Source organism: Pseudoalteromonas byunsanensis (genome assembly GCF_001854475.1).
GTDB classification, from domain to species: Bacteria; Pseudomonadota; Gammaproteobacteria; order Enterobacterales; family Alteromonadaceae; genus Pseudoalteromonas; species Pseudoalteromonas byunsanensis.
Window position 1 is genome coordinate 1 of the sequence record NZ_MNAN01000024.1, and the last position, 3,838, is coordinate 3,838.

The following is a 3,838-nucleotide window of genomic DNA, read 5'->3' on the forward strand; positions in this document are numbered from 1 at the left end:
CAGATATTTTGTATTGATGTGTGTGCTTTTGCGGTGATGAGTAATCATACCCATGTGGTGCTTTATATAGATGATAAAAAAGCCCAAAGACTGAGTGATAAAGCAATACTACTTCGTTGGCACAAGTTGTTTAAAGGCTCAAAGATTGCTCTGATGTACTTACAAGGGGTGTGCTTAGATAAAGGTCAGCGCTTCTTTTTAAACCAAGAAATAAAAGAGTATCGGACTAGGTTATCAAGTATCAGCTGGTTTATGCGTGTTCTGAATGAGCATATTGCTCGCAGAGCCAATAAAGAAGATAAATGCACGGGTCATTTTTGGGAAGGGAGGTTTAAAAGCCAAGCGCTGTTAGATGAGGCGGCATTAATGGCCTGCATGGCTTATGTAGATTTAAACCCTATCAGGGCGAAGATGGCAAAAACGCCTGAAGAGTCGGCCCATACCAGTATCAAACTACGTTGTGAACATGTACAAGCGGGCAAACAACCCAAGGTACTTGCACGCTTTGCAGGGTGCCCCAGAAAACACATGCCAAAAGGTTTACCATTTGAGCTTAAATCTTACTTAGAACTTGTTGAGCTCACGGGCAAATGTATTCGCACCGACAAGCGTGGCTACATAGAGCAACACGAAGCCCCCATTCTAAAACGATTAAACATTCAAGCGCAAAACTGGGTAAAACTCACCACACAGTTTGAAAAGGTGTTTTATGGAGCAGTAGGTAAAGCGCATAACCTTGATGTGTACTGCGCGCGACAGCAACATAAACGACGACGAAGTATAAAAAGTAGTGAAGCGCTATTTGTCTAACACCCAATTCGCACTACTAGGTTAAAACGTAATGCTGATAAATGGGTAGAACTCGACGTGTTTAAAGTAGAGGTAAAATGCCTACAATCACACAGTTGAATTAATCAATAAGCAATTATCGGAACATTTTTGGTAACATAGATAAATGAAACAGGTGTCAGTGGGTTAGGGATAGTTCAGCAAGCGTTGTTTTAGCTTTGTTTTAAAATGGCTGTCCTTTATTCTTTATCAAGAAAACCATAATTGGGACAATCCAGCTAATCAAGCGGATATCGCCAGTAATTGGGGCAAATTTGGCGTTGATAGTACGTTCGCATTAGCTTCTTTAACTGGCGTCGGAGCAATCCCCGCGGGTATCTATGGTATTACAGACTTTGCGCTACAGGCATCTGGTTATAGCTATACCCCTAAATTCCATCCAACAGAAATGGGCGTTGAAAAGAAGAGTTGGACCGGTCTAATGTATCAATTTGGTGACATGATTGAGGCCAACCAAAGAGTTAACCCTAACTTTAAAGTACGTGAACCGGGAGGGTTTTAAGTGGGTATTTTGAGCTTTATTCGTAGCTACTATTTGTATTTTTATTATCAAACATCGATAAACCAAAAAACTGGTAAGTTAGTACCGTCAATGGGGTTTGTTACTGTAGTTCTTCTGGTGATGGTTTTTCATGCTGGTACACTTTTATATACCTTTAACGCTGTCGGTTATAGGTTTATAAATGAAGTACTTACTGGTAAATTGTTCTCATTTCGAGGCGATGTAAACCTGATAATGATTTTGGCTGCTGTGTTTGCCATTTTGCTCACTTATTTAGTCTGTTGCTTCGGGATCAAGTTTGAAGAGATAGAGGCTAGATTAGCTAAAACAAAATGTTTAGCGAAACGCTCAGTATGGAAAATTATTCTATTGCCAATACTGAGTATGACGATTTTTATATTGAGTGGGGTTTTGTTTTACTAGATTTAAATATATCGGCTAGCTGCTTTAGCTAGCCGATGCCTTTGGCAATGCGTTGGGGAATTCGATTGTAAGCCACCATGTTGAATCAGCAGCACGTCAAAAATACATCAATGAGACAGGTCAAAAGCTCAGTGCCAATGCACAAGCTAAAGTGAACCAGCAAACGGCTAAAAACCTGAATCAGACCTTGGTTGACGCGCAAGCGAGTGTCAATGCAGCAACACAAAGTACGTTGGGTATGTTGCAAGCTTCTCAACGAGCAAGCGCTAATGCACAGTTTGCGGCAGATGAGGCCAGAAGGGTTTCGAGGCAGCAAGGGGTGGTTGAGTCTGCTAACTATCATTCAGCACTCACTAGCCATAACATTGCGTCGATTGATTATGAGCAATACGTAAATCAACAAAATCGCATGGCTGCAAGTGCTGCAATTACAGATAGATGGACGCAAAGAACCATTGACAGCTATGCAGCTAACCCAAGTTATAGTCCGTCAACCAGTTTGCTGTCAGGTGTTGATGTCGAAGCTAATATTGCTTGGGCAGAGGCTCAAAGAGCCGGTTATCGAACCAATCTAGGTTTAGAAGCCAATACGCCAATGGGCGGATGGTTAGATACAGCTTGGGGTGCAGGAACTCAACTTGTTGATATGACGTCCCAGTTCTTACAAGGAACAGCACAGCTTATCACTCAAGGGCCAGTTGGTGTGTACATGAATGGTGGGTTTGAAACGTATTCATTCTTGGATAAGCCAACAACCCTAATGGAAGCATCAGGACGCTTTATGGGTGATGTGTTGAGTTATGTGGTAGCACCTGAAGCTGCGCTATTTAGTGGGACTAAAGCTATCAAGGCACTGTCTATCCAGAGGGCTAGAGTTGAAGCCAATATAAATGCCAGCCGTTTAGCTCGTGAAAATTCAGGCTTTTCAGTGCTTTCTCATAAGGAAAAAGCCTTAAATATCGAATTACGTGCTCAAAATGGAAATCTAGGAAATAGCGATGTTAGATCTTGGTATAACGAAACTGTTGCACCTGTTTCGAAACTAAATGAACAATGGCTACGCCATGGCTTCAGTGCTGAAGAAAGAGCTACATTAGCCCATGGAATCAGGCACGAAGCTAGAATTAAAGCTAGGAGTTTTATGGCTGATCCAGTTGAAGTTGAAATGCTTAGAGCACGTGATTTGCAAAAGTATCAAAATCCCCACGGCCCAACACTCGAGCATTTAGTTAATAAAAACTTAAAAGCGGGCATGGCTGGTGACGATATTTTTGAGGCCATCATCAATAGCTCCAATAGAACAAGTAAAGAGTATAATAAGAGGTTTGGTATTAAGTAATGAGTAATGATATGGGAGTTAAATTAGAAAGTTTAACGGAACAACGGTTGGCTTGGTTTCCTACAAAAAATGCAGAGTATCCGCTTCAAGCAGAACTCAAAGGGGTAACCTACACAGTTAGGATAAATGATTTCCCTGAAGAACCAATGTATAGCATCATTTGTGAAAATGAAGTTATAGGTGACCTTGACGATTGGCCATCAAACTGGGATAAGTAATAGGCTCTAATAGAAATGCCCTAGCAAATCTAGCTGGGGCATTATATATATCTGTCTTCCCCCAAGCTTTTTATTGAGATTAATTAAAAGGACAGTAGATTAATTAAAAGGACAGTCACTCAAATTTGAATCTTTGAGTGGCTAGCCTACACTTTTAGCTTCTTAATGGGGAATGGGATTAATTAAAAGGACAGTCACTCAAATTTGAATCTTTGAGTGGCTAGCCTACACTTTTAGCTTCTCAAAATTGAATCAAATTCTAAGTTCAAGGAGTGAGCGATGGGATTGGCAAGGAAGCGGCAAATTAGTTTGTCAGATACGCCTTATTATCACTGTGTGTCACGCTGTGTTCGCCGTGCGTTTTTGTGCGGCGAAGATAAATTCACGGGCAAATCATACGAGCATCGTCGAGGTTGGGTAGAGCAGCGCTTGCTATTTTTAGCTCAGATATTTTGTATTGATGTGTGTGCTTTTGCGGTGATGAGTAATCATACCCATGTGGTGCTT

General features: G+C 41.2%; 4 protein-coding genes. All 4 read left to right on the forward strand.

Annotated features, from left to right (window positions below; genetic code table 11):
* The first annotated feature begins 3 nt into the window (after window positions 1–3).
* Complete coding sequence (locus BIW53_RS03335) at window positions 4–810, forward strand: transposase (RefSeq protein ID WP_425415558.1); 807 nt, start codon at window positions 4–6, stop codon at window positions 808–810.
* A 1,016-nt stretch (window positions 811–1,826) separates the two neighbouring features.
* Window positions 1,827–3,113: a hypothetical protein gene (locus BIW53_RS20475; protein WP_084228052.1), complete on the forward strand. Its 1,287-nt coding sequence runs from the start codon at window positions 1,827–1,829 to the stop codon at window positions 3,111–3,113.
* Entirely contained in the window at window positions 3,113–3,331 is a 219-nt protein-coding gene (locus BIW53_RS03350; RefSeq protein ID WP_084228053.1) for a hypothetical protein, read from the forward strand. The genes BIW53_RS20475 and BIW53_RS03350 overlap by 1 nt, the downstream gene beginning before the upstream one ends.
* A 279-nt stretch (window positions 3,332–3,610) precedes the next feature.
* The coding region (locus BIW53_RS03355) for a transposase (RefSeq protein ID WP_483826425.1) at window positions 3,611–3,838 on the forward strand (228 nt) is incomplete at its 3' end.

Excerpts from the sequence above, each read along its gene's own strand:
- BIW53_RS03350 (WP_084228053.1), top strand. The coding sequence starts at position 3,113 with ATGAGTAATGATATGGGAGTTAAATTAGAAAGTTTAACGGAACAACGG.